This is a genomic window from Nostoc favosum CHAB5714 (genome assembly GCF_020829495.1).
Lineage (GTDB): Bacteria > Cyanobacteriota > Cyanobacteriia > Cyanobacteriales > Nostocaceae > Nostoc > Nostoc favosum.
The window spans coordinates 1-2,368 of record NZ_JAIVFQ010000235.1 but is presented as its reverse complement, the minus strand read 5'-3'; the positions used below and the strand labels follow the sequence as shown (position 1 = coordinate 2,368).

Sequence of the window (2,368 nt, the reverse complement as noted above, 5' to 3'; positions counted from 1 at the left end):
AATCAAAGTTTTATCACAAGAGTTAGAACAGTACCAAACTCTATGGCAGCCTTCTGAAACATTACCCAAATGGGATATTACTATTGTGCCTGTTTAACTGGTATTTTATTTTCTTGCAAGTCCCTAACTAATTGAGAAATGATATGACCAAGGTTGCAAGCCCCGTTTCTACTGGAGGTGGTGGAAGTGACTACGAAAAGCGTGTTGGGGCCATATCCGGTTCTTTCGGCACTAATGGCTCTCGAAGTATGGATGGAGAGACAAATTGAAGCCGGCAGAAATGTAGAAGAACTTTTCGAGAAGATTTTACTTGGTAGTAACTGCGTAGCTGTCTTGGGTATTTGTCTTGCTATTACTCTGGCTTACCCAGATAAATGCCTGAGAGCAGCAATACCAATTATTAGTTCCCCCGCTGTCTGGGAAATGGACATAAGCCGATGGGTTAATGACCATAGTAATCCGTGGAAAATTTTACCAGAATTTGAGCGTCCTTCAGTTAAATGGATTTACGAATTGATTGAGAAACGTAATAAAAGACCGCAGCGAGCTTTAGAAGCTAGACATCTTGCACAACTTTATATTCTTTCTAACGATGAAAGCTTAAGATTTACGGTTGAGGAAGCAATCGCCAAATTCACAGAAAATCTTCCTTTTTGTTACCAACATGAAACAGAAAATGCAGAAGCTATTGCCATTATTAGAGAGCGGATGGAGAATTATCAGGCTTATGGTAATCGGGCAAATTACAGGATAAAAGACGTAGGAGATAAACAGATCATATGGGTTGAGCCTCCTGAAGATATCAGAAAGCGTAATGAAGTTGAGCTTAACCCTATCTCCAAGTTACAAAGCTGGCTCGGTTTATGTATGTGGGCACAAAAAACAATTGAACAAGGAACAGCCACAGATGATATGACGATTGAGCAAGCAGTAGCATCTGTCAAAGAACTTCAACAAGCTGAAGATTTCTCCCTATCATATGAAAATACTGAGCAGATTACTAGACGTTTAGAAGCAATAGCTAGTGTTGCAGCAGCTATTTTAATTGCTGATTTTGAATGGGCACAAACACAAAATTTAGTTACTTGTTGAGTGGAATTATTCCTTCCTCAGATGGGCATCATACCTAATGCGATCGCTTAGTTATGAAGAAGCATGTCAACATATCCTTAACCCCGTCCGAAATTGCTGGTCAAAAGCACCACGTATAACAAAAGACCTTTTAGATGGTTACATCGAATACCACATTGCATATTTAGAACCGCTGACAACTGAAGCAATATCAGGATGGAGAGAAATATGTAATTGGGTACTTGATAGTTCAGAGGTTGTGGAGGAGTCTAAACATAATTACCTCAGCAACGAAATATCTGATATTTTATCACGCATCCTCTTTGTTCAACTTGGCAAGTGTTGGTTCAAAGAAGAATGGTCTCATGCTGCTCTATTCTCCGACATTATAGAGAAGTGGGTAGAAGTTATTGGACATAACCCCGAGGCTTTCAGCTACCTGATAACAATGTTGAGCAGTTCGGGATGGCAATTTGCACCAGAACCTACACTGGGATGGCTAACTCAATGTGTAAACGCAAGTACTCATCCACTTTGGCAAGAACGAGATAACGGCGAGAGAACAGCCGAATTGCTGCAACGGATATGGAACAATTTTGAAAAACAAATTAGGGATCGCACAGCTACTTTGCAACATTACTCTGACCTAGTGTATCGGCTAGTAGATGCAGGTGTACCCTTGGCTGGTTTGCTACGGCAAAAATTAGAGCAACGATCAAAGTAGGCTGAATTAAAACGATTACGGATTAACCCAGAGCCTTGTTTGGGGGTAACAAGAGATAGTAGGCAAATGTTCAGGATGCGTAAACACGTAGCAGCTTAGCGCAGATATCGCTCGTGTGAAGGAAGTTGTGCAGGAGGGGTGGTGTGATAATCCCACGGGATTGTTTATCAATGGCAGCCGCAGTGGGGCTAAGGGTAAGAACGTGGTAACAACCCAAGTGAGCGCTTGGTTTGAGTGGGTGCGGAAGCAGAGGATTGCGATCGCTATAACCAAGCATTTAATCAATTACGGCTAGAAAAGAAAGGAGATGCCAATAGTTCAAAGATAACGAGCAAGCAATTCCTGAGCAGCTTGCTTGTGTTTTTCCACCAATTCCTTGGGTGTAAGGAATTGAGCGCTACCCATAAAGCGATAAACCCAACGGCTAAATTCCGTCAGCGATCGCGATGGAAGTTTGAGTCTGTAATCTAGGTAGCTTGGTTTTCCATCTGGAGTTTTCGCTCCAAAAGAAATTTTCTGGCTTTTATGGCGTTTTTCGCCTTCTTGAATAAACACCATAACATCAGGAAAGAA

At 41.6% G+C, this 2,368-nt stretch carries 4 protein-coding genes; 3 read left to right on the top strand and 1 reads right to left on the bottom strand.

The window, feature by feature from the left end; translation table 11 throughout:
- Nucleotides 1–186: 186 nt before the first annotated feature.
- From LC586_RS40265 to LC586_RS40255, 3 genes are all read left to right on the top strand, one after another.
- On the top strand, nucleotides 187–1,092 hold the full coding sequence (locus LC586_RS40265) for a hypothetical protein (RefSeq protein WP_229491348.1): 906 nt from the start codon (nucleotides 187–189) through the stop codon (nucleotides 1,090–1,092).
- Between the two features lie 37 nt (nucleotides 1,093–1,129).
- A complete protein-coding gene (locus tag LC586_RS40260) occupies nucleotides 1,130–1,795 on the top strand; it encodes a hypothetical protein (RefSeq protein ID WP_229491347.1) in 666 nt (221 codons plus the stop codon).
- 115 nt (nucleotides 1,796–1,910) lie between these two features.
- A complete protein-coding gene (locus tag LC586_RS40255; RefSeq protein ID WP_229491346.1) occupies nucleotides 1,911–2,090 on the top strand; it encodes a hypothetical protein in 180 nt (59 codons plus the stop codon).
- Nucleotides 2,091–2,113: 23 nt separating this feature from the next.
- On the opposite strand, the gene LC586_RS40250 is transcribed toward LC586_RS40255, so the two are convergent.
- Nucleotides 2,114–2,368: WCX domain-containing protein (locus LC586_RS40250; protein WP_229491345.1), on the bottom strand; the 255-nt coding region annotated here is incomplete at its 5' end.

What these genes read in the sequence shown, in the direction of transcription:
- LC586_RS40260 (WP_229491347.1), top strand. Translation starts at nt 1,130, where the DNA reads ATGCGATCGCTTAGTTATGAAGAAGCATGTCAACATATCCTTAACCCC.